This window comes from Abyssibacter profundi (assembly GCF_003151135.1).
Classification (GTDB): domain Bacteria; phylum Pseudomonadota; class Gammaproteobacteria; order Nevskiales; family OUC007; genus Abyssibacter; species Abyssibacter profundi.
In genome coordinates this window covers 154,488-176,685 of record NZ_QEQK01000008.1, presented here as the reverse complement: position 1 = coordinate 176,685, position 22,198 = coordinate 154,488, and the positions used below count along the sequence as shown (strand labels likewise).

16 protein-coding genes are annotated in these 22,198 nt (G+C 63.2%); 8 read left to right on the top strand and 8 right to left on the bottom strand.

All coding sequences use genetic code 11. The features are described 5' to 3' along the window. Nucleotides 1-165: 165 nt before the first annotated feature. Complete coding sequence (locus DEH80_RS10775; RefSeq protein WP_109720500.1) at nucleotides 166-969, top strand: MmyB family transcriptional regulator; 804 nt, start codon at nucleotides 166-168, stop codon at nucleotides 967-969. Nucleotides 970-1,065: 96 nt separating this feature from the next. Here the strand turns inward: DEH80_RS10775 and DEH80_RS10770 are convergent, their stop codons facing one another. The 5 genes from DEH80_RS10770 to DEH80_RS10750 form a co-directional block, all read right to left on the bottom strand. Then, nucleotides 1,066-4,134, bottom strand: a complete 3,069-nt coding sequence (locus tag DEH80_RS10770; RefSeq protein ID WP_109720499.1) for an efflux RND transporter permease subunit — start codon at nucleotides 4,132-4,134, stop codon at nucleotides 1,066-1,068. Beyond that, nucleotides 4,131-7,343, bottom strand: coding sequence for an efflux RND transporter permease subunit (locus tag DEH80_RS10765; RefSeq protein WP_109720498.1), 3,213 nt, complete (start codon nucleotides 7,341-7,343; stop codon nucleotides 4,131-4,133). The genes DEH80_RS10770 and DEH80_RS10765 overlap by 4 nt, the downstream gene beginning before the upstream one ends. A 2-nt stretch (nucleotides 7,344-7,345) precedes the next feature. Continuing rightward, entirely contained in the window at nucleotides 7,346-8,449 is a 1,104-nt protein-coding gene (locus tag DEH80_RS10760; RefSeq protein ID WP_109720497.1) for an efflux RND transporter periplasmic adaptor subunit, read from the bottom strand. A 299-nt stretch (nucleotides 8,450-8,748) separates the two neighbouring features. Next, nucleotides 8,749-10,050, bottom strand: a complete 1,302-nt coding sequence (locus DEH80_RS10755) for a GTP-binding protein (protein ID WP_109720496.1) — start codon at nucleotides 10,048-10,050, stop codon at nucleotides 8,749-8,751. Next, entirely contained in the window at nucleotides 10,047-11,528 is a 1,482-nt protein-coding gene (locus DEH80_RS10750; RefSeq protein ID WP_109720495.1) for a GTPase, read from the bottom strand. The genes DEH80_RS10755 and DEH80_RS10750 overlap by 4 nt, the downstream gene beginning before the upstream one ends. A 179-nt stretch (nucleotides 11,529-11,707) precedes the next feature. Here DEH80_RS10750 and DEH80_RS10745 point away from each other — a divergent pair, with 179 nt between their 5' ends. The 4 genes from DEH80_RS10745 to DEH80_RS10730 are packed head-to-tail and all read left to right on the top strand — an operon-like array spanning nucleotide 11,708 to nucleotide 14,575. Then, nucleotides 11,708-12,349: a hypothetical protein gene (locus tag DEH80_RS10745; protein ID WP_165831424.1), complete on the top strand. Its 642-nt coding sequence runs from the start codon at nucleotides 11,708-11,710 to the stop codon at nucleotides 12,347-12,349. Nucleotides 12,350-12,357: 8 nt separating this feature from the next. Next, nucleotides 12,358-13,233, top strand: a complete 876-nt coding sequence (locus tag DEH80_RS10740) for an NmrA family NAD(P)-binding protein (protein ID WP_109720493.1) — start codon at nucleotides 12,358-12,360, stop codon at nucleotides 13,231-13,233. A gap of 17 nt (nucleotides 13,234-13,250) precedes the next feature. Further along, a complete protein-coding gene (locus DEH80_RS10735) occupies nucleotides 13,251-13,694 on the top strand; it encodes an acyl-CoA thioesterase (protein WP_109720492.1) in 444 nt (147 codons plus the stop codon). After that, a complete protein-coding gene (locus DEH80_RS10730) occupies nucleotides 13,691-14,575 on the top strand; it encodes a PhzF family phenazine biosynthesis protein (RefSeq protein WP_109720491.1) in 885 nt (294 codons plus the stop codon). Before DEH80_RS10735 ends, DEH80_RS10730 begins: the two co-directional genes overlap by 4 nt. Nucleotides 14,576-14,704: 129 nt before the next feature. Here the strand turns inward: DEH80_RS10730 and DEH80_RS10725 are convergent, their stop codons facing one another. The 3 genes from DEH80_RS10725 to DEH80_RS10715 all read right to left on the bottom strand — a co-directional run bounded on the left by DEH80_RS10725 (nucleotide 14,705) and on the right by DEH80_RS10715 (nucleotide 17,232). Then, the gene (locus DEH80_RS10725; RefSeq protein WP_109720490.1) at nucleotides 14,705-15,319 is read right to left on the bottom strand and encodes a DedA family protein; all 615 of its coding nucleotides are present in this window, start codon (nucleotides 15,317-15,319) and stop codon (nucleotides 14,705-14,707) included. 71 nt (nucleotides 15,320-15,390) lie between these two features. Then, nucleotides 15,391-15,831, bottom strand: a complete 441-nt coding sequence (locus DEH80_RS10720) for a DUF6231 family protein (protein WP_133249209.1) — start codon at nucleotides 15,829-15,831, stop codon at nucleotides 15,391-15,393. A gap of 90 nt (nucleotides 15,832-15,921) precedes the next feature. Beyond that, complete coding sequence (locus DEH80_RS10715) at nucleotides 15,922-17,232, bottom strand: OmpA family protein (RefSeq protein ID WP_207774563.1); 1,311 nt, start codon at nucleotides 17,230-17,232, stop codon at nucleotides 15,922-15,924. 231 nt (nucleotides 17,233-17,463) lie between these two features. Between DEH80_RS10715 and prfB the strand changes: the two genes are divergently transcribed. The 3 genes from prfB (at nucleotide 17,464) to DEH80_RS10700 (ending at nucleotide 22,145) form a co-directional block, all read left to right on the top strand. Next, nucleotides 17,464-18,559 (top strand): peptide chain release factor 2 gene (gene prfB, locus DEH80_RS10710; RefSeq protein WP_109720488.1). Its coding sequence is split into 2 segments (ribosomal slippage): nucleotides 17,464-17,535 and nucleotides 17,537-18,559, totalling 1,095 coding nucleotides; the frame shifts between segments, so codons are not numbered across the junction. A gap of 42 nt (nucleotides 18,560-18,601) precedes the next feature. Continuing rightward, on the top strand, nucleotides 18,602-20,125 hold the full coding sequence (gene lysS, locus DEH80_RS10705; RefSeq protein WP_109720487.1) for a lysine--tRNA ligase: 1,524 nt from the start codon (nucleotides 18,602-18,604) through the stop codon (nucleotides 20,123-20,125). Between the two features lie 220 nt (nucleotides 20,126-20,345). Then, entirely contained in the window at nucleotides 20,346-22,145 is a 1,800-nt protein-coding gene (locus tag DEH80_RS10700) for an acyl-CoA dehydrogenase C-terminal domain-containing protein (RefSeq protein ID WP_109720486.1), read from the top strand. Nucleotides 22,146-22,198: the final 53 nt, after the last annotated feature.

Below are 22,198 nucleotides of genomic sequence, written 5' to 3'. Positions count from 1 at the left end.
AGCGTGAGAACCCTTTTCAAGCAGCGCGCGCAGCGCCATCCTGTCGTCGGTCATCGTGTCCCTCTTTCGGTTGTCTAAGGTCGTCAAGAAACCTCAGATTACCGCGGGGCACGGTGGCCACTCTTACACCACGTCCGGGGACACGACCCGCGGGGGTTCGCGCATTTGCTCAAGCGCTGGCGTGCGGCGCGGAAGTTGTCGCAGCTCGAGCTGGCGCTAGCCGCCGGTGTGTCGCAGCGCCATGTGAGTTTTCTCGAGGTCGGTCGCGCCCAGCCAAGCCGGGACATGGTGATTCAGCTGGCCAACGCCTTGAGTCTGCCGCTACGGGAGCAAAACAGCCTGTTGGGAGCGGCTGGATTCGCGCCCGTTTATGGCGAGACGTCGCTGGATGATCCATCGATGGGCCCGATTCGCCAAGCGCTGGATATGCTGCTGCGCCACCAGGATCCGTTCCCTGCGACCGTGGCTGACCGTGCCTGGAATCTGCTGCAGGGCAATGCCGCCATGCACCGCTTGCTGGCCTTGGCCGGCGACGCCGAGGCGATGTGGGCCCGGGTTTGCCCCGAAGGACCGCGTAACGTCTTCAAGCTAACCTTGCACCCAGAGGGGATGCGGCCGTACATCGCCAACTGGACCGACGTAGCGGCTGAATTGATGTTAAGGACCCGCAGAGAGGCCGATGCAACCGGGCACGCGGCCCTGCATGCGCTGTTGGATGAAGTCAGCGCCTACCCGGGGGTCCGTAGCGAATGGCAGGTTGCCCAGTGGGCGCGCGACCCATCACCGGTGCTGCCGGTCACACTGTCCAAGGACGGCTTGGAACTGCGGCTGTTCACGATGATCTCCACGTTCGGGACGCCCCAGGACATCACCACCGACGAACTCCGCGTGGAATCGTATTTTCCGGCTGATCCGCACAGCGAGCAGGTGCTGCGCGATATGGCCCGGACTCAGGCATTGACGGCGTAGGGATACGCTGATGCCTTCGCACCCAGAGGCATCAGCGCCTGCCGCAAGTCAACAACAGGTTGGAGCCACCCTCCTGAGGGCTATCCGTCGCGTCTGCTAGCGCTGCCGGGCCGCGAACCCGGTGACCCGCTCACCCCGCGCGCCGCGTGAGAGGCGCCGAAGCCATAGGCCAAAGTCATCCAGCAGGCTGTAGATGGCCGGGAGGAACAGCAGGCTGACCACGGTTGAAAACGTCAGGCCGCCGATAATGGCGCGGGCCATCGGGAAGTAGGGTGGCCCGTCGCCGCCCACAGAGGCGGTGCCCACCGACAGGGGGATCAGCCCCAGCACGGTGGTACCTACCGTCATCAGAATGGGGCGCAGACGGTCCCGGGCACCTGTTGCAATGGCCTCATCCCGCGGCATGCCGCCCACACGCAGATTGCGGATGTGGTCGATCAGCACAATGCCGTTGTTCACCACAACGCCCATCAGGATCAGCATGCCAATCATGGCCATGAACTGGAACGTCGTGCCGGTGAGTGCAAAGAACCAAAACACTCCAATGAACGAGAACCCGATTCCCGTGATGATCGCAAAGGGCGCCAGAATCGATTCGAACATGGCCGCCATGACGAGGTAGATCAGAATCAATGCCAGCAACAGGTTGGTGACCATGGAGCCCATGTTCTCGTCCTGTTGGTTAAACGCGCGGCCGTAGCGCCAGTCGTAACCCGGTGGCATGCGGTACTGATCCATGAGCGGCGTCATGCGTTCGCGCAGCTCATCCGGCGTGACGTCATCCTGGGTGAATAGATTGACGCGCAGGCCCGTGCGACGATCCTGCCGGCGGATGGTGGCGGGCACGTCGCCGATGCTGAGTTCCGCAATCTGTCCCAACACAACGGAGCTGCCGTCGGCTGTGCGGATGGGCAGTAGGCGCAGCTGATCCAGGTTCAGCCGGTCAGCGCGGCGGAACTGTAGGAGCAGGTCGATTTCACCGGTGGCGGCCCGGTAGGGACGTAGCTCCACGCCGCGAATCGCGGTGGCGACACTCTCCGCGACCTGCTGGCTGGTCAGACCGACCTTACGCGCGCGATCGCGATCCACCCGGACCCGAACCTCCCAGCTGGAGGCGTCGGCCTCGACGCGGGCATCACGAATACCGCTCACACCCTCCAGCAGCCGGGCCACGCCCTCGGCGACCTCGTTCAGCCGCTCGGTGGATTCGCCGGTGATGAACAGTGAGAGCTGCTCACCGCCGCTGCGCTGCTCATTGAACGTTGGGTTGCCAATCGCAATCTTCGGCAGGCCCGCCATGATGGCGTTCTTCAGTTCCTCCACGGACTGGGTGCGTGCCTCGGCATCCTTGAGGATGATGGTCGATTCGGCCCGACCAAGGTCGTAAAAGCTGTAGACACTGTCGAACTCGAAGGCCTCCTTGTTTGCGAACAGGTAGGCTTCGATCTCGTCGACGGCGGCTTCGACCTTGTCCAGCGCGTACACACCGTTCACGTGATAGGGCAGGAACAGGCGCTCGGTATCGTTGCGCGGAAACATATCGGCCTTGACCAGCCCGCTGGCGAACAAGGGGATCACGCTGACGCCGACGCCCAGTGCGGTCACGATGGCCACCCAGCGGTGCCGCAGCGTCCAGGCAATCATCCTGGGATAACGACGCAAGATGGCCTGCATGATGCGGCCGCCCTGGTTCACGCGGCCTTGAATGCGCGATGCCAGCTGGGGGATCAGGGTGCGGGCAATCGCCAGCGATGCGGCCAGCGAGATGCAGATCGTAATGGCCACATGGCTCATGAACATCGACATCTCGTCTTTCTTGCCGAAGATGTTGGGTAGAAAGACGATGGCGGTGGTCAGCGTGCCAGCGGTTACTGCCAGCGCGACGGCGTCCACGCCGGCGATGGTGGCGCGTTGGGGATCGTTCGGGAAACGCTCGCGATTCGTGAACACGCTTTCCGTGACCACCACGGCGTTGTCGACCAGCATCCCGATGGAGAGCATCAGGCCCATCATCGACAGGATGTTGAGCGTGAAGCCGAGAAAATACATCGAGCCCAGCGTGATCAGAATCGAGAACGGCACCGATAAGGCCACGATGAGCGTCATGGGCCAGTCGCGCAGAAAGGCGTAGAGCACCAGAATCGAGAGCAGTGCGCCGACCAGCCCCGACATGAGCAGCTCGTTGAGCGAGTCCTTCACGCCGGCGGCCTGGTTGTCCATGGCATACAGCGTGATGCCCTGCATTTCGCGCAGGCCGCTGATCACGTCGATCTCCGCCAACACCGCGTCAGCCACTTCGACGAGGTTTGCCCCGTTCTCCTTAAAGATGTTCAAACCGATGGCGTATTTGCCATCCAGGTGCCGGCCACGGGTGCGAACCGGGTCGGTGTAGCGGACTTCGGCGATATCACCCAGGCGCAGCCCCCGTTCGCCGACGACCAACTGCTCGATCTCCTCCAGCGAGTTGAAGCGGGCATTGGGCTTGACGGTGAAACGACGACGACGCTCGGCGATCTCGCCCGCGGTGAATTCAAAGTTGGCGGCCCGTAAGTGTTCGGCGACCTGACGCAGGTCGACCTGGTGGGTGGCCACGCGATCCGCCGACAACTCGATGCGGACTTCCTTGGCCCAAACGCCGTACAGCTCGACGCGCGACACACCCTGAATCCGCTCGACCCGACGCCGCAGGTTGCGATTGAGCATGTCGTAGGCGTCAGCGAGATCCCGGTTGGCCGACACTCGCAGGACGAGAATCGGTTGGTCGCTGGCGTTGAACTTCTGAAAGCGAATGCGTTGCAGCTCATCCGGCAGGCTGTCGCGTATCGCGTCGATCTTGTCACGCGCCTCGACGCCCTTGATCCGCAGATCGGCCCCCCAGTCAAACTGGACAAAGACGCCGCCGCCGTCCTCACGTGATTCGGAGTTCATGCGCTTGACGCCGGACAGCGTGGACAAGGCTTCCTCAACCGGGCGCACGATGAGGCGCTCGACTTCCTCCGGGGTGGAGTTGCGGTACGGCAATTCCACGTAGATCCCGGGAAACTCCATCTCGGGCAGGAACTCCAGCGGCAACAACCGGGACGAGAGCGTCCCGATCACCGCCAGGCACACAAACACCATGGTGACGGTGACCGGGCGCCGTAGTGAGAGTTCGGTCAGACTCATGCGGTCGGCTCCGTCTGCGCAGGCCGGCGTTCCCGACTGACCAGGGAATACACCACCGGAATCACCACCAGCGTCAGCAGGGTGGAGACCATCAGCCCTCCGATGACTGTAATCGCCAGCGGGGCGCGAACCTCGGCGCCATCATCACCGCTGATCGCCAATGGGAGCAGGCCGAGTGCGGTTGTCAGCGTGGTCATCAGAATGGGGCGAAGTCGTGCCTGACCGGCTTCTCGAATGGCGACGCCGACCTCTCGGCCCTGCTCACGCAGGCGGTTGATGAGGTCGATCAACACGATGGCGTTGTTGACCACGATGCCGGCGAGCACGATCAGTCCGATCAGCGCCACGACGTTAATCTGTGTGCCCGTCAGGTACAGTCCGCCAAAGGCGCCGATCGCGGCCAGCGGGACGGAGAACAGGATCACAAACGGATGCACGAGTGACTCGAACTGCGAGGCCATGACCAGGTAGACCAGGAAGATGGCCAAACCCAGGGCCAGTTGCAGCGAACGGAAGCTCACCTCCATTTCTTCGCTCTGACCACCGATGTCGGTCGCAATGCCGCGTGGAACGAAAACCTGGCCCAAATGGGTCTGGAGCTCGTCGATGGCAGAGCCCAGGTCGCCGTAGGCCGTGTCCATGCTCAGCACCACCACACGCTGCTGGGCGGTGCGACGAATTTCCGCCGGGCCACGGTCCAGTTCGATTCGGGCGACGGTTTCCAGCGGAACAGGGTGGGCAGATTCGGGGTTAATGGTCAGACGCTTGAGGTCCTCATAGCTGGTCTGATCGGCCTGCTTGCCACGCACGACCACATCGATCTCGCGGTCCGAGACGCGGTAGCGGGTGGCGACATCACCCTGGACCAGCGTCACGACCCGGCTGGCCAGATCCGCGACCTGTAGGCCCAGCGCCGCGGCGCGCTCCTGTTCGAAGACTACCCGCACTTCCGGCTGGCCGCGTTCGGCGCTGGATTCCACGTCCACAAACCGGTCGGATTGCTCCAGCCGAGCCTGCAACGCCGATGCAATCCGCTCCAGTGCGGCGAGGTCGTAGCCCGCGATCTCCACCTCCAGCGCTTTTTCAAGACTGAATAGGGTGGGGGTCTCAAAGCGGTACTCCAGGCCTGGTGTTCGCTCGATGAAGCGTCGAACGCGCTGGCGGAGTGCCGATTCGTCGGCACCCGGTGCCAGGGCGAAGCTGATCGTGGCCACATTCTCGCCACCCAACTCCGGATTGGAGTCCAGTCGGTTGCCGGTTCCGGCGACACCGTAGACCGCACGGACTGCGGGGTCATCGGCGAAGGCGGCCTGAACACGGCGGACAAACCGGTCCGAGGATTCCAGCGGCGTCCCCGCTGGCAACTTGGCGGCCAGGCTGAACTCGCCTTGGTCCATGGGGGGGATTAGCTCCACACCTAGCTGGCCTGCAAGCCAGAGGCTGCCCCCAAATGCGGATGCGGCCACGAGCAACACGACGGCGCGGGCACCGAGAGCGATATCCAGCAAGCGCGCATAGGCGGCGGCGACGGCTCGGAAACCGGCCGACCAGGCCGCGGCCAACGGTCGCAGCATCAGGGCCAGCATGCGGGCTGCCAGGGTGAACAGCAGCACCGGGATGCGCAGCAGCCATGTCAGCAACCACTCGAGCGCGCGCAGTGCGCCGTACAGCCAGCGCTTGCCGCGGGGCTGATCCCCCAAGGGCTGGCGCGGCTGAATCTCGATGGGGCGACTGCCGCGAGCGGCCAGGGTGGGGATGACCGTGAGCGAGACCGCCAGCGACACCAAGAGCGCAAAGGTCACCACCAGCGCCTGGTCGGCAAACAGCTGGCCGGCGATGCCTTGCACGAACACCATGGGAAAGAACACGGCTACGGTGGTCAGCGTTGACGCGACAATGGCGCCGGAGACCTCGCCCGCACCATGGACCGCGGCGTCGATGAGCGTGTCGCCCGCTTCCCTGCGTCGCGCAATGTTTTCCAACACCACGATGGCATTGTCGACCAGCAAACCGATGGCCAGGGCCATGCCGCCCAGTGACATGATGTTTAGCGATAAGCCCGCAAACCGCATGGGCATGAAGGTGACGATGACGGAAATCGGGATCGCCAGCGCAATGATCAATGTCGGCCGGGCTTCGCGCAGGAACAGGAACAGCACCAGCACCGCCAGCAGGGCGCCATACAGCCCGGCCTGGGTCACACCGCTAATCGCGCTCTGGATGAAGACGGATTGGTCGTAGAGGCTGGTCAGTGTCAGGCCATCCGGCAGGACGTCATTGAGTTGTTGGACCCGAGCCAGCACCGCCTGGGCAGCGGCGACGGTATTGGCGTCGCCTTCCTTGTAGACCGCCACCTCCACGGCTTCGCGTCCGCCCACTCGGATAATGGCTTCACGCTCCTTGTGTCCGGCGACCACCGTGGCCACGTCCTCTACATAAATCGGCCGGCCGTCGATACTGGTCAGAATGGTGCGCCGGATGTCCTGCAGGGAATTGAACTGATTCAGCGTGCGGACCAGATAGGCCGCGCTCCCGTCTTCCACACGCCCGCCCGACAGATTGACGTTTTCTGCGTTCAAGCGCTCGGCGATCTGAGCCGGCGTCAGCCGCAGCTGGGCGACCTTGTCGATGTCTAGAAGAATCTGGATTTCATCTTCCAGCCCGCCGGAAATCTTGACAGCGGCGACGCCGATCACCGATTCCAATGGACGTTGAACCTGGTCCTCCGCAGCGCGTCGCAGACGCTTGAGGTCATCGACCGTCGGGTCGCTACCCTCGGGCAGCGACAATGCCAGCCGCACGATGGGGTCTTCAGACGGGTCAAAGCGCAGTACCAGCGGCCGGGATGCCTCATCGGGTAGTTCCAGGGCATCCAGGCGTTCGCGGACATCGAGCACGGCGAAATCCATTTCCGTGCCCCAGGCAAACTCCAGCACCACGTCTGACTGGCCAGCGCGCGACACCGAGCGGACTTCGCGCAGGTTCTTGACGATGCCCAGCGCTTCCTCGACCGGCTTGGACAGCAAGGTCTCCACTTCGGCGGGCGCTGCACCGACGTAGTCCGTGCGCACGGTCAGCGTCGGATAGTTCAGGTCGGGCAGCAGGGTGACTTCCAGCCGGGCCAGCGATACGAGTCCGAACAGGGCCACGGCAATGGTCATCATCAGCACGGCGATGGGCCGGCTGACGGCGGTGCGGATGTAGCCCATGCTCAGCCCTGACCGTCGTCGGTGGTCGACATCTGCTCATCGTCCTCATCGGGTTGTCCGACAATCTCGACCGGGGTGTCGTCACGGAGTGCCGCCTGGCCGGTGACCACGACGGTGTCGCCGGCACTCACGCCGGATTCGATTTGGACGCGTCCGGCCTCTTCAAAGCCGACAACCACGTCCCGGCGCAATGCCTGTCCACCGACGACGACAAACACCGCATCGCGGGCATCCTCGGTGATGACCGCGTCAGCCGGCACCAGAACTGCGTTGTCGCGGCTGTCGTAGAGAATGCGTACGCGCCCGAACATGCCGGGCTGGAGCCGCTGGCCGGCTGGTTGCATTTGCACGGTGACCTTGACCGTCCCGGTCTCGGGGTTCACCACGGGGCTGATGCGGTCGATCTCGCCCGCAAACTCCTCGTCCGGCCAGGCATCGAAACTCAACATGGCCGTTTGCCCGGCGGCCAGTTGGTGAATCTCACGCTCCGGCACATGAAAGACGGCCAGCAGCGGGTCAAACTGGGTAACGTGAAACGCCGGGCTGTTTGCCGCGACCAGGTTGCCGACCTTGACGTAGCGGGCAGAGACGAGGCCGTCGATTGGTGAGCGGATGGTGGAATGCTCCAACGCCAGCTGGGCCAGATCGTAGGCCGCTCGGGCCGATTCCAGCTCGAAACGGGTGCGATCAAACACTTCACGGCTGATGAGATTCTCACGGAAGATCGCCTTGTTCCGCTCATGGTCGGCGCGCAGCCGTTCCAGCTCGGCCTTGGCCTGCCGCAACTCCAAAGCGCGCTGGTCGGTATCCAGTCGGGCCAGCGCGTCACCGGCTTCGACGGCATCGCCTTCTTCGACCAGCAGGGTCTCGACGATCCCGCCCACGCGCGCAACCACATCGGATTCGGCCTCGGCCTCCAGCGTCGCACTGCCTCGCCATGCGGCGGAGATGGTTCCGAGCTCGGCGGTGGCGACCTCAACCGGAACAGCAGGCTCTTCGGGGGCATCCTCGCCATCGTGATCGTCTTCCGGTGCCGGTGCGCCGCAGGCACCGAGCAGCGATAGCGTGAAGACGACAACCACAGGCCATCCGGTCAATCGAGACATGTTGTTTTGCTCCCTTGCCTGTCCGCGCAGGCGCTATTGAGGTGATGGTCGCCGACCACCGCGTGCGACCGATGTCCGATTGGCTTCAAGCCCCGTGCCAGTCACGGACATACGTTAATGCATTGATAATAAAAGAAATATGAACGCTGCCTGACGCGATGCATGGCGGCAGTTGGCGAAACTGGCAGTATTTTCGTCAATTAAACCGGTCGTTCCCGTTAAGGGCAGCGCTGGATAGTTTGAAGATGTCCAAGACCCTGGAAGGGTCGCAACAGATCATGCGGGCGTGGGGTTCGGCGTTATTGCCGTTGGCGACGCAGCCGCTCCGTCAGGGCTTGACGGGCTTCGGCCAAGATGGATTCGCGATCGACCAAGGACAGGACATCGTTGACCGCTCGTTTTGGTCCGCCAGGGCCCCAACTGCGGCCGTTGACAAAATAACGGGTAGCGACCTGGCCGATGACATAGGTGGCATACCAGGCCACCGAGCCCTGCGCCAGGGCCGTGACCGTGACGGACAGGCCTGCGCTTAGTGTCTTGAGCAGGCTGGAGGCGGCGTGCACGGCCCAGACTGCGCCCATGAGCGCGGCCAGCTGCAGGCTGATGACCCCGACCAGGCGTCCAGCCTCATGACGGGTGACGGGCAGGCCGTAGATGCGCCCGAGGTGAAACACCAGGCTGACATCCAGTGCCGCCGCCGCAGCCAGGTCGGTCAGCGGGACCGGGTTGATGGCCACGGCCAGCCCCTTGCCAAGGCAGTACCCTCGAATGACGCGTTGGGCTGCCGTAGAGCGAATATCGGCGACGCGCGCCGCCACGGTATCCGAGACTTCGCTGGCATAGAGGCCGGCGTTGAGGGCGGACAACAGCAGTCCCTCGCGCTCCAGGATCTCGGATACGCGCGCGGCCACTTCAGCGACGTCGGGTGCGCGGGGGCGGGTGGACTCGGTTTCCTCGCCGTTGGCATCGATTCGCACCACGGTTTCGGGTCTCGGGTCCGCCGCCGCAGACAGTACGTGTTCCGGTTGCAGCAGTGTCGCCGTGCGCTCGCGCAAGCGGTCGAGCAGGCGCGCACGCTCTGCCTGATGGTAGCGGTCGGCCTTGTTCAGTATCAGAAGCAGTGGCCGATGCGTGGCGGCCAGTTGCGCCAGCGCGGCGTACTCGAGTTGTGTGAGGTCGGCGTCGCAGACGAACAACACCAGATCGGCACGGCGCGCGACCTGTGCAGCCAGGCGCTCGCGTCCCTGGCCGTCGATCTCGTCGATGCCCGGCGTGTCGAACACCCGGACGGCGCTATCTCCCAGCCGCGTCCACTGGTCCGTGTCCGCACGCTGGGTGACACCATGCAGCGGGCCGGTGGCGAAGACATTGCGGGCGAGCAATGCATTGAGCAGCGATGACTTGCCCACGCTGACGCGACCAAATACGGCGACATGGAGTTCGTTTCCCTCCAGTTTTTGCCAAAGGGTTTGAAGATCGCTGTACTCGGCCTGTAAGGCCTCACGCACGCTGGACGGGGTGTCGGCATCGTCGATGAGGTCGCGCAGGCTGTCGCGGACCGCATCAAGTGCCTGCTGGGCGGCGTCGTCGGCGGGTTTCATTCTTCGGAATCTGGGCGGTTCCGGCGCAGCGCGAGCCGCGCGATGCGGCGAGCCGCGACCGACAAGTCATCATCCAGACGTTCGGCCAAACCTTCAGACACGGCGCCAGGGCTGAGTGAGCCTGAGTTGCGCAGCGAATCGGCCAGCGCATGTCCGAAGGCATCGAATAGCAGGCCATAGGCCACGGCATGGACCAGTCCGCCTGTCACGGTGCCCAGTCCGGGAAAGGCCTTGAGTGCGTTGCCTGCGACCGCGAGCACCAATGCCGAGGATTTGCGTGATGTGCCGCCGGCGTCGCGGAGCACGGCTTCGATATCGACCTCGCGCACGCGCACGTCGTGCAGGCGACAAAGCGCACGCACCAGCCGGGTGCCAATGGCGCCCTGAATGACCAGATCCGAGCCCGGCGAGAGCGCAGCCAGTGCGCCGACGACCGCCGCCCGCGTGTGGGTGGCGATGATGCGTTCGCCGGCCCGGCGTTGATGACTGCGCTGGGCGTCGTCCAGCGCATCACCGGCCAGCTGAAACACCGCGGAATCGCGCAGTTCGGTCAGGGCGGCGGGATCCCGGCTCAGGCTGCGCTCGATGGCGAGTTTCAGCGGTTTGATCCGAGGCCGCCGCGGTCTCAGTTCCTCACGCTCGGCGCCGTCATGTTCAATCCGGGTGATCGGTTCCAGGCCACCCGCTGTAATACCCACGACTTGTGGGCGACTCCCACGCGGGAACCGTTCGGCAATCTGCTGGCGGATGGCCTCCAGTTCATCTTCCCGGAACTGATCCGCCTTGTTGACCGCGAGCACCATGGGCTTGCCGAATACCACCAGCCGATCGATTTGCAACCATTCCGACTGGGTCAAATCGCCATCGCAGAGATAAATCACCAAATGCGCACGAATGGCCTCTTCCGTCGCCAGTCGGGTCTCTTCGCTGTCGTGTGAAAAGCCAGGTGCATCGACCAGTTCCAATGCGTCTTCACCGGCTGTTTGCCACGAATACCGCTGACACTGCCGGGTAGTTCCGGCAAGCACGTCCACCTGCGCGCTTGCCTCTGGCACCAGCGCGCGAATCACGCTGCTTTTCCCGCTGCTGGTCTCGCCGAACAATGCGATGTGCACCCGACCGCTTTGGCGGCGGGCTTCCAGTTCTTCGAGTTCGGACAGGGCGCGCGACACATCCACGCCCGCATCGGCCTGAGCGCGTACGGCCGCGCGCAAGCTGGGTTCATCGAGTACCCGTTGACGGGACCGCTGGCGTATCGGTAGCAGCCACCACGCAATGAACCCAAGCGCGATGAGCAGGAATCCACCCAGCAAACCGTGGAGCAACCAGGGAAGCCAGGGTGAGATGGCTGCGGCGCGCTCATAAAGGTCCACCAGCCCGTCAAGTGCATTGATCAGCGTGGCGAGCAAAAAGAGCAGTGCACACAGCAGGCCGAGACCGAACAGTGGGCGAATTGATTTGCGCTGTGTTGTACCCATTAAGGCGATGTTAGCTTAGCGGTGGACTGGATGGCCGCCGGGGGAATCCAACTCTGCAATTCCCCCGAATATGTGTAACGGGCTGTCACATGACTGCGGTAGTCTGCGGTCGCGTCTTTGTCTCGGCGCGTCGCGCATGGATGAACAGACAAACGTTATTAGGTAAAGGGAGATCAACGATGCAGATCAAGTCAGGAACGGTTCAGCACGCTTTGATGGCGGTCATGGCAGGTGCGAGCCTGCTGGTCTCGGGTGTGGCATCTGCCGAGTGGTATGTGGGCGCGAGGGCGGGTCTCTCGATTGTCGACAAGGGCAGCGATGCGACCACCACGGAATTGCGGGCCATGGGCGAGCCCAATGTAACCGCTGATGTGGACGATTCGGACACCGCAGCGACGCTTTACGGCGGCTACAAGATCGACGGAGTCATTGCGATTGAGGCGAGCCTGTACACGCTGGGGTCGCATGATACGTCCGTCAGCGGAACGACGACTGATGCCGATGCCCTGGCCGTGAAGACTGCGGCGGTGCAGCCGCGCTCGGGTGACGGCATCAGCCTGGCTGGCGTGATCTTCACCGACCCGGTCTACGGGTTTGAAGGCCGACTGCGCATGGGTGTCGCTTACTGGCAGTCGGAATTCGAAACCACCACCTCGTCGGGCACGCGCAGCTTTGATGACGATGGCTTCGACCCCATGGCGGGCGTCGGGCTCTGGTACACGGGGTTCGGCCGGGTCAAGCTGGGCGGCGATTTGGACTTTTACGTCATTAACAACGACCCGGTTTACCTGCTCACGGCAGGTGTCGAGTTCCAGCCCTAACGCGCTGCATGACTGATCATCGCCCGGTCGCCGTTTTTGGTGCGACCGGGCAGGTGGGGCGAGCGGTCGCAGATGCACTGCACGCCGCGGGTGTGCCCGTGCGGGGCCTCGTGCGGGCGGCGCCGCCGTGGCGGCCCAGCTGGCCATGCCATGTTGTGGCCGATTGGAACGCGCCGTCACTGGAGCCCGCACTGCAGGGTTGCCGCGCGGCCTTCAGCATGGTTCCGCTGGCACCCAATGCCATCGAGCTTGGCCGTCGACAGCTTGCCGCGCTTGTAGCGGCCGGCGTGGACCATGTGGTCCGCCTCTCCGTTTTGCAAGGCGTCATCGACGCCGGCCTGCGCCTAGGACGCCTCCATGGGGCGCTGGATGCCGATTTTCGTGGCTGTGGGCTGTCGGGAACGGTGTTGCAGCCGGACTCGTTCATGCAAAACCTGCTTGGGGCCGCGCCAGCCATCCGGGCGGGTACGCTACAGGACGCCACCGGCCAGGGTGCGATGGGGTGGATCGATGCCGCGGACATTGCCGCGGTGGCCGCGCATCTGCTGGCGCTGCCGACGCCGCCGGGGGTGCGGGCCATTGATTTGACGGGCCCGGAACTGCTCACCCACGGCGAGGTGGCAGATCGGCTGAGCCGGTGGCTGGGCCAGCCAGTGGTTTACGAGGATTTATCCCCGGAAGCGCTGGGGGTGCAGCTCCAAGGCTATGGCTTGCCAGCATTTCTGGTTGAGATCTTCTGCGAGCTTGCAGCGTGGACGCGAGAGACGCGCGACACGCGTCAGCCCAGCGGAGCTGTGGAGCAGGTGCTGGGTCGACCTCCTCGCCGACTCGAGGCCTTTCTGGCCGCGCACCCGGATGCATTCCCCGCCGCAGCAACCCAATAATTCAGACGGAGACGACGATGCGTGTGCTGATTCGCGTTCGCTATGGTGAGTGCGACGCCCAGGGGGTGTTGTTCAATGCCCGTTACATGGATCTGGTGGATGTCGCTTTTACGGAGTTCGAGCGCGTCGTCTGGGGTGGTCATGCGGTGCTGCTCGACGCCGGTTTGGACACCCAGGTGGTCTCCATGAAGATCGACTGGACCGCGCCTGCCCGATTTGATGATGTGCTAGATCTCGAACTGTCGGTGGATCGGATTGGCCGCACATCGATGACCCTGCGCGCCGAATTTCGACAGTTCGGTGATGACTCCTCGCTGGCAACGGCTCTGGTCACCTACGTGCTGATCCATTCAGACGAGGGGGGCAAAACACCGATTCCATCCTGGTTGCGCCAAGCCTTAGACCGGGGGGCGCAAGATGTTTGTATTGACCTCGCCGGCACGGAATCGGATGTCGCATGAATCTGGCATTCACCATCGTTGATGTATTCACCGCTACAGCCTACGCGGGCAATCCGCTGGCCATCGTCCACGAGGCAGCGGAGCAGCCACTGCAACTGACCACGGATCAGATGCAGACCATTGCCCGGCAAATGAACCTCAGCGAAACCATATTCATCACGGCCTGGGACTGGGCGGCGTCGCGCTTTGCAGTCCGGATCTTCACGCCAAGCAAGGAGCTGCCTTTTGCGGGCCATCCCAGCATCGGTGCCGCTGCGTGGCTGGCCGGACGAGGGCAGGGCACCGACCGGCAGATCGAGCTCAAGGAAGCCGTGGGCCGCATTGTCTGCGAGGCGGGTTGGCAGGATGGCCGTGGCCACGCTGCGCTGACCCCGGTGGCCTTGCCGCAGCCACAGCCCGTGACCGGGCCCGCGTCCGCTGAAATGGCTGCTGACCTGCAGGTGCCGCACCAGACGGTCGTCGGCGATGTGGAGGTCTGGTCGGCCGGGCTGGCCGTGCATTTTCTTGAGCTGCAAACAACGGCCCTGGTCGCCGGTATCCGGCCGCCCGCGATCAACGGACGATTACAGGCGATTGATCTGGCCTGCTTTGCCTTTGGCCCCGGACCAGACGAGGTCACGACGCGCGTTTTTCCGTTGGCAGCGGGCATTACGGAAGATCCAGCGACAGGTGCGGCCGCAGTGGCGCTGGCGGGCCGAATCGCCTCCAAGGTGCTTGCGGGGCGCGACGAAGCGTTGATCCGGGTGCGACAGGGCGCCGAAATGGGGCGCCCGTCTGAACTTCGATTGCACCTGCATGGCGACAATGGCGTGCTCAAAGCGGTGCGGCTGTCTGGCGATGTCATCAGTGTGGCGCAGGGGCAGTTGCTTCATCTGCCCTAGGCCATCGACGCTTAAAGAAAAGGCGGTTCCGAGACCGGAACCGCCCAAGGTGCGGAGGAGACGAATGTCGGTCCGCCGACCGACGTCATCAGTAGATTCACATTGCGTGCCAACTTTGACCCTGGGGGCTTAGTGCTGCTGCCGGGCGCTGCGGGCCGCGCGGGCCTCGGCGCGCAGGCGCCGAAAGCGACGTTCACGCAGGATGCCTCGGACTCGGGCCGCGAGCCAGGTACAGAGCAGCACCAGGGCAATGATCAGAGCGAGGCGTAGCTCGTTGCGAAGTAGTTCGTCTATCGCTCGGGTGACGACACCGACAATCCACGCGCCGGCCGTGCCATAGAGCAGCGCCCAGGCCAGCGACGAGATGAGGTTGAAGCAGAAGAAGCGCAGCCGCGAAATCCCCACCAAGCCCAGCGCAAAGGGCACGACCGTGCGCATGCCGATGGCGAAACGAAACCCCAGCATAGTGATGTCTTGGTGCCGGAGCACAAACCCGCGCACCCGCATGGCGCGTCGCGCAAAAGCGGGGTGGGATTCCAGCCAGCGTGGTCCCACGAGTCGGCCGGCGTAAAACCACAGGTGGTCACCCAACATGGCGCCAACCCATGCAGCGAGGATGACGTCCCGGAGCGGAAAGTAACCACTCTGCGACAGGAAGACGGCCAGCAGCAACGCGGCTTCGCCCTCGAAAATCGTACCGAAAACAACGGCAAAGATGCCGTATTCGGAAACAGCCGCTTCCATGGTCTGTCTATTCTGCGCGACGGGGGGCTGAGCCTAGCCCAGTTCGCGTAATCGCAGCGCGAAGTTGCGGGTTACCACCGCGCCTGCTCCCAGCGGTCCGGGTTGGCCCAGAACCGCGGGTTCAGCCAGTCGGGGCGGGGTTTGTAGTCGGCGATGTCGAACGCCCAAACGCCGTGATGCGGACCTCTGGCGACCGGCCGTAGGCCCAGCGAGACCAGTGCCGATTCAAAACTGGCTGACTGTTGGAGCAATACGAACAGCTGTGCAGCGCCCAGGTCGCGCCACCAGGCCAGTTCGGAGGACGCCGGGCGATCACGGCGTGCATCCATCACGGCTAATGGCCAGCGATTGTCTGCACGCGTTTCCTCCCAGACTAGGCCCTCGGTCTTTGCTGCAATCTGCTGCGGTAGCGGGTCCTCCGCATCACCCAACCACCGTGCCTGGAGTGGTTGGCCCGGCTGGGTGAGCGGGGCGATCAGCTGGGTCAGCATGCGGGTGCATTCATCGCTCATGCGCGCCATCTTCCAAGAGGCAAGACCAGGACACAATAAAAAGCCCCCGGCCGTTCTTCGACGACCGGGGGCTGTAGAACGCGCGACCGCTTACTCGAGAATCTTCAGCTCGACGCGGCGGTTGAGTTCACGTCCTTCTGCCGTGTCGTTCGGCGCCACGGGCTCGGCTTCACCATAGCCCTTGACTTCCATGCGACTGGCGTCGACTCCGCGTTCGCTCAGATAGGTCTTAACCGATTCTGCGCGCCGCTGTGACAGCTTCTGGTTGTAGGCATTCGAGCCGAGGCTGTCGGTGTGGCCGCCGATTTCGACATTGACGGATTCGATCGACAGCAGGGCATCGCCCACCGTGTCCAGAATCGCCTTGGCGTTCGGGGTCAGACGGGCCGAATCGAGATCGAAGTTGACGCCGCGCAGAATGACCGCCTGGGTCACGGCACAGCCGTCGGCATCGACCTGATCACCCGGCTGCGGGATGCGGCAGTCGTTGGTCAGGGCACAGCCATCGGCCAGTACTTCGGCACCTGCCGGGGTGTTGGGGCACTGGTCCATCTGGTTCAGCACGCCGTCGTTGTCGCCGTCCAGGGAGCAGCCCTTGGCATCGACAGGCTGACCCGCCGGGGTGTTCGGGCACTGATCCGAACCATCCAGCACGCCGTCGCCATCGGAGTCACGTTCACAGCCGCGTGAATCCACCTTGACACCGCGCGCGGTGCCCGGGCAGGCGTCGGCATCGTCGTTGACGCCGTCATTGTCGGAGTCCTGGACAACCGGCACCAAGGCGGCCTCTTCGGCTTCCTTCTCGGCGGCCAGCGTCGCCGGCGACTTGCCGATGGTCACATGCAGGCCCAGGGCGGCAACGGCTTCGTAGAAACCGTCCTTGCCGGTATCGCCCGCATCACGACGGTTGTGCGAGTCGTAGCGATACATGGCCTGGCCGCGCACATAGACGCGGTCGGAGAAGATCGGATAGATCGCGCCGATACCGATGTCGCCAACCGTGCTTTCATAGTTGGCGGGACCACCGGCAGCAGGGTGCATCTCCGTGGTGCCGTGGCTGACGCCGATGATGCCGAAGAACGGCAGTTCGTTCCGGTTCGGGAAGAGCAGGAATGACGCACCAAATCCCTTGAGCTCCGCTGGCTCGGTCATGGAGGTGTCTTCGTAATCGGCTTCGCTCAGCCAGCCGGTCAGCTCGAAGTTCAGACCGCTGGTCAGGGGCTTACCGACCGACAGCACGCCGCCGACGGCATCATCCAGTTGGCGGTTATCGTCCACGGCGGTGAACATCGCCATCGGCGCGACATAAAAGCGCTTGTCCTGCTCTTGCGCGTGTGCAGTAGCAGTCACGCCGGCTAGCAGTGCGGCCCCGCAAGTGGTGGCCACGAGACGACTGATCATTCGATTTCCCCCGTTTCGGATGTTATTCACGTCTTTGTCCCTCACGTATCTTTGACTGATCCATCAGCCAGGCAGAAGCGTAGTGTGCGACATTTGAACCCGAATTGTTAACACGCAGTTCACGCGGTCGCAACTGCGCCCGGAGTGGTTCAAAGCCTTGTGATGACGCGCTTCGGCGCCTTGTGTATCCTTCCGCGCCCTTTTCGGAAACCCGGCAGTTGACCGGTGCCCATGGAACCCAATCAGATTTCTCAGGAGATCACGGCCCTGAAGGCGCGCTTCGACGCTCTTCGGGGCTATCTTTGACGCAGCCACCAAGCGTGAGCGCCTCGATGAGGTGTTGGCTGAACTGGGGCAGCCTGATGTCTGGAACGAACCCGACCGGGCACAGGAACTCGGCAAGGAGAAAGCTCGGCTCGAAGCCACGCTGGAGCCGCTCGAGCAGTCCTTGAACGGGCTGGATGACGCGCAGGAGCTGCTGGAGCTCGCCGCGGACGAGCAGGACACCGAGGTGCTTGCGCAGATCGAAGCCGATGTGGCGCGCTTCGCCCGGGCCGCCGAAACACTTGAGTTCCAGCGAATGTTCGACGGTGAATTGGACGAGTCCAATGCCTTCGTTGATATCCAGGCGGGTTCCGGTGGCACGGAGGCCCAGGATTGGGCGGAAATGCTGTTGCGCATGTACCTGCGCTGGTGCGAGCGACGCGGCTTTGAAACCGAGCTGTTGGAATGTTCGGCGGGCGAAGTCGCCGGCATCAAGAGCGCGTCGGTCCGTGTATCCGGCGCCTATGTCTACGGCTGGCTGCGGACCGAGACCGGCGTGCATCGCCTGGTGCGCAAGTCTCCCTTCGATTCCGGCGCGCGCCGACATACCTCCTTTGCCTCGGTGTTCGTCTCGCCCGAAATTGACGATTCGGTCGACATCGAGATTAATCCCGCCGATCTGCGCATCGACGTTTATCGCGCCAGCGGTGCGGGTGGCCAGCATGTGAACCGGACTGAGTCGGCCGTGCGCATCACCCATGGGCCCAGCGGCGTGGTGGTTCAATGCCAGAGCGAGCGCTCCCAGCATCAGAACAAGGATCGGGCGATGAAACAGCTCAGTGCCAAGCTGTATGAGCTGGAAATGCAGAAGCGCCGCGAGGATGCCCAGACGCTGGAGGACAGCAAGTCCGATATCGGCTGGGGCAGCCAGATCCGTTCGTACGTCCTGGATCAGTCACGCATCAAGGATTTGCGGACGCATGTCGAGGTTGGCAACACCCAGGCGGTCCTGGATGGTGACCTTGATCCCTTTATTGAGGCGTCGCTGAAGCAGGGCGTGTAACCCAGAATCTACCCGAGTCTCTCGGGCCCAAACGAAGCTGTCATGACTGATTCCAAAGAAGCGAACGTCGACCTCGTCGAGGACGAGAACAAGCTCATCGCGCAGCGACGCGAAAAGCTGGCGACCCTGCGAGAAGGACAGGCGCCTGCCTTTCCAAACGATTTCCGACGCGATGCCCTGGCCGCGGATGTCCAGGGCCTGTACGGCACGCAGGATGCCGAGGCGCTTGAGCAGTTGGCCGAGCCCGTGGCCGTGGCGGGTCGAATCATGAGCCGACGCGTCATGGGCAAGGCGAGCTTTGTCGACATCCAGGACAGTTCCGGGCGCATCCAGCTGTTCGTTCGCAAGAATGATCTGCCCGAAGGCGTTTATGACGCGTTCAAGGGCTGGGATATCGGCGATGTGGTGGGTGCGACGGGCAAGGTCTTTAAGACCAAGGCCGGAGAGCTGTCGGTGTGGTGTAACTCGCTGCGTTTGCTCACCAAGTCATTGCGGCCGCTGCCCGAGAAGTGGGCGGGGCTGACGGATACGCAGACGCGCTATCGCCAGCGCTATGTCGACCTCATCGTCAACCCGGACGTGCGCGAGGTGTTTCGCAAGCGCGCGGCCATTGTCCGGTTCATTCGGCATTTTCTCGACAGCCTCGGCTACCAGGAAGTCGAGACGCCGATGATGCAACCGTTGCCGGGTGGTGCTGCAGCCAAGCCGTTTGTGACGCACTACAACGCGCTGGGCAGCGATTTTTATCTGCGCATTGCCCCCGAGCTCTATCTGAAGCGCTTGGTGGTTGGCGGCATTGAGCGGGTCTACGAAATCAACCGGAATTTCCGCAACGAAGGTGTCTCCACCCGGCACAATCCGGAATTCACCATGCTGGAGTTTTATCAGGCCTATGCGGACTATCGCGATCTGATGGACCTGACCGAAACCTTGCTGCGTGATCTGGCCTTGTCCGTGAACGGTGACAGCGTGGTGACCTACCAGGGCGAGCAGTATGACCTGGGGCAACCATTTGCCCGGCTGACCATGCGCGAATCGCTGCTGGCCTACAACGATGACCTGGATGCCGACCGGCTCGAGGACACCGATTATCTGCGTGCTCAATTGGAACAGCGGGGGGTGGCCGTGCCCAAGGATGCCGGATTCGGCAAGCTGCAGACGGAGCTGTTCGAGGCCACGGTCGAGGACCGGCTGATGCAGCCGACCTTCATCACCGAGTACCCCACCGAGGTGTCGCCATTGGCACGCCGCAGTGACGCCAACCCGCATGTCACCGACCGATTCGAGTTCTTCCTGGCGGGGCGTGAACTGGCCAACGGCTTTTCCGAGCTCAACGACCCGGAGGATCAGGCCGAACGTTTCAAGGCCCAGGTGGCGGCCAAGGCCGGCGGGGACGATGAAGCCATGGCCTACGATGCGGATTACATCCGCGCTCTGGAATACGGCCTACCTCCGACCGCTGGCGAGGGCATCGGCATCGATCGGCTCGTGATGTTTCTGACCGATTCGCCATCGATTCGTGACGTCCTGCTGTTTCCCCAGCTGCGCCAGGTGCAGGACAGTTAGACGCTGGTTTGTGGTCACGCCTGCGTCAGAGGCGGCCCTTTACAGCACATCGGGGTTACACTGCCGGCTTCGGGGCGCGTGGCCCGCGACCGCTGCTTGTGCTGCCATGCAGTTCAAGGCCGGCTGCGAGTGGCCGATCCACCGATACGGCCCGCTCCGGTTGCATTCCGGAGCCAGGGCGCCGTCCCCACCGATTTCCTGACACCAAGAGACTGATTTCATGCCTCAATACACTCCGCCGCTGCGCGACATGCAGTTCGTGCTGCACGAGATGCTTAACGTCGAAGCCGAGCTGGCCAAGCTGCCTCAGCATGAGGATATCGATGCCGAGACCATCGATGCCGTGCTGGAAGAGGGCGGTAAATTCTGCTCCGAGATTCTCCAGCCGCTGAACGCTGTCGGCGACCGCGAAGGCTGCAAGCTGGACGCGGACGGCAACGTGACAACGCCCACGGGCTTCAAGGACGCCTACAAGCAGTATGTGGAGGCGGGCTGGCCGTCGCTGGCTGCCGATGTGGATTACGGCGGCCAGGGTCTGCCGCATTTGCTGTCCAGCGCCTTCATGGAGATGATCAATTCCTCCAACCAGGCCTGGGGCATGTATCCGGGGCTGTCGCACGGTGCCTACACGGCACTGCTGGCATTCGGCACCGATGCACAGAAAGACCTGTACCTGCCCAAGCTGGTGTCTGGCGAGTGGACGGGCACGATGTGCCTGACCGAGCCGCATTGCGGCACGGATCTGGGCATTTTGAAGACCAAGGCCGAAGAGCAGGCTGATGGGTCCTACGCCGTATCCGGTACCAAGATCTTCATCTCGGCCGGTGAGCACGACATGGCGGACAACATCGTCCACCTGGTGCTGGCGCGTCTTCCGGATGCGCCCGAGGGCACCAAGGGCATTTCGCTGTTCGTGGTGCCGAAATTCGTTCCTGATGCGGACGGCAACCCCGGTGAGCGGAACGGCGTGAAGTGCGGCTCGCTGGAACACAAGATGGGCATTCACGGCAATGCCACCGCGGTGCTGAACTTTGACGCCGCCCGTGGCTGGATGGTCGGTGAGCCGAACAAGGGCCTGAAGGCCATGTTCGTCATGATGAATGGTGCACGTCTGGGTGTGGGAATGCAGTCGCTGGGGCTGGCCGAGTTCGCGTACCAGAATTCACTGGCTTACGCGAAAGACCGGCTCCAGGGTCGTTCGCTGACCGGGCCCAAGAATCCGGGCAAGCCGGCCGACGCGATCATCGTGCATCCCGATGTGCGTCGCATGCTGATGACGCAGAAGGCCTATGTCGAAGCGGCGCGAGCCTTTACCTATTGGGCCGGGCTGGCGATTGACCTGTCGCACAAGCACCCTGATGAATCCGTGCGCAAGGACAACGATGATCTCGTCTCGCTGCTGACGCCGGTGATCAAGGGTTTCATCACCGACAACGGTTACGAGTCCACCACGCTGGCCATGCAGGTGCTGGGCGGCCACGGTTACATCACCGAGTGGGGGCTGGAGCAGTGCGTGCGTGACGCTCGGATCAATATGATCTATGAGGGCACCAACACGATTCAGGCGCTGGACCTGCTGGGGCGTAAGGTGCTGGGTGACATGGGTGCCAAGCTGATGAAATTCGGCAAGGTGATCCAGGAATTGATCATGCGCCAGTCCGAGTACGAGGGCATGAAGGAATTCACCGATCCGCTGGGCAAGTTGGCGGTGCAGGTTCAGACGCTGACGGCCGAAATCGGGCAAAAGGCCATGAAGAACCCGGATGAAGCCGGCGCTGCGGCCGTGCCGTATCTACGGATCATCGGACACCTGGTCTTCTCGTTCTCCTGGTGCTTCTCCGCCAGCGTTGCGATGCGCAAGCTGGACTCGGCCAATGACGCCGACAAGGCGTTCTACCAGGCCAAGCTGACGACGGCGCGGTTCTACTTTGCCAAGCTGTATCCGGAAACCGAGATGCTGATCAATCAGGTCAAGGCCGGTGCGGCACCGTTGATGGAGCTGGACGAAGCTCTGTTCTAAACGGTCTTCGATGGTTCAAGGCCCGTGCCGGCGTCCGGTGCGGGCCTTTTTTG

Excerpts from the sequence above, each read along its gene's own strand:
- DEH80_RS10770 (WP_109720499.1), bottom strand. The coding sequence starts at position 4,134 with ATGAGTCTGACCGAACTCTCACTACGGCGCCCGGTCACCGTCACCATG.
- DEH80_RS10740 (WP_109720493.1), top strand. The coding sequence starts at position 12,358 with ATGACTGATCATCGCCCGGTCGCCGTTTTTGGTGCGACCGGGCAGGTG.
- DEH80_RS10700 (WP_109720486.1), top strand. The coding sequence starts at position 20,346 with ATGCCTCAATACACTCCGCCGCTGCGCGACATGCAGTTCGTGCTGCAC.
- DEH80_RS10715 (WP_207774563.1), bottom strand. The coding sequence starts at position 17,232 with ATGATCAGTCGTCTCGTGGCCACCACTTGCGGGGCCGCACTGCTAGCC.
- DEH80_RS10755 (WP_109720496.1), bottom strand. The coding sequence starts at position 10,050 with ATGAAACCCGCCGACGACGCCGCCCAGCAGGCACTTGATGCGGTCCGC.
- DEH80_RS10725 (WP_109720490.1), bottom strand. The coding sequence starts at position 15,319 with ATGGAAGCGGCTGTTTCCGAATACGGCATCTTTGCCGTTGTTTTCGGT.
- DEH80_RS10765 (WP_109720498.1), bottom strand. The coding sequence starts at position 7,343 with ATGGGCTACATCCGCACCGCCGTCAGCCGGCCCATCGCCGTGCTGATG.
- lysS (WP_109720487.1), top strand. The coding sequence starts at position 18,602 with ATGACTGATTCCAAAGAAGCGAACGTCGACCTCGTCGAGGACGAGAAC.
- DEH80_RS10720 (WP_133249209.1), bottom strand. The coding sequence starts at position 15,831 with ATGAGCGATGAATGCACCCGCATGCTGACCCAGCTGATCGCCCCGCTC.
- DEH80_RS10750 (WP_109720495.1), bottom strand. The coding sequence starts at position 11,528 with ATGGGTACAACACAGCGCAAATCAATTCGCCCACTGTTCGGTCTCGGC.
- DEH80_RS10745 (WP_165831424.1), top strand. The coding sequence starts at position 11,708 with ATGCAGATCAAGTCAGGAACGGTTCAGCACGCTTTGATGGCGGTCATG.
- DEH80_RS10760 (WP_109720497.1), bottom strand. The coding sequence starts at position 8,449 with ATGTCTCGATTGACCGGATGGCCTGTGGTTGTCGTCTTCACGCTATCG.
- DEH80_RS10730 (WP_109720491.1), top strand. The coding sequence starts at position 13,691 with ATGAATCTGGCATTCACCATCGTTGATGTATTCACCGCTACAGCCTAC.
- DEH80_RS10735 (WP_109720492.1), top strand. The coding sequence starts at position 13,251 with ATGCGTGTGCTGATTCGCGTTCGCTATGGTGAGTGCGACGCCCAGGGG.